The sequence below is a fragment of the Haloferax sp. Atlit-6N genome, assembly GCF_003383195.1.
In the GTDB taxonomy this organism is placed as follows: Archaea; Halobacteriota; Halobacteria; order Halobacteriales; family Haloferacaceae; genus Haloferax; species Haloferax gibbonsii.
The window spans coordinates 1-479 of sequence record NZ_QEQJ01000268.1 but is presented as its reverse complement, the minus strand read 5'-3'; the positions used below and the strand labels follow the sequence as shown (position 1 = coordinate 479).

Here is a 479-nt window from a genome sequence, read left to right as displayed (position 1 = left end):
ACCCATGCGCGTCAGAGATTGGCAAGACATTCTCTCGGACGTTGTCGACGACGGCCGCGACCCGGATGCATGGCGTGCCGTCGCGGGTCAGCGACGGCAGCATATCGGCGAGGACCTCTTTCTCGGTCATCCCGACGTCGGTGTCTACCAACTCAAGACGTACGCGAAGAACCCGTACGACGTGCGCGGCGTCGGTGCTCGCGTTGCCCGCCGCATCGACGACGACCTCGACCCACTGTTCCCGAATCGCCACGAGGAAGACGACGCTGGCCTGTTCGGGGTGCAACGTCCGCCCGAAGACGAATCGCAGGCGGAGTCGATGGCGCGACGCCTCGAAGAGACGGTGAAGGTCCACGCGGAGGCCCCGACCTCACCTGACGACTTTTTCACCGACGTGATGGAGGCACTGGAGAGTCCCGCGTTCGGCCCGATGGACTACGAGTTCGACGCCCGACCCGACCGCCTCGACAGTCTGTCGG

General features: G+C 65.1%; 1 protein-coding gene. It reads left to right on the top strand.

What is annotated here, in order from left to right:
* Window positions 1-4: 4 nt before the first annotated feature.
* Window positions 5-479, top strand: a 475-nt coding sequence (locus tag DEQ92_RS22290) for a hypothetical protein (protein WP_115821798.1), incomplete at its 3' end; no start/stop codon positions are given.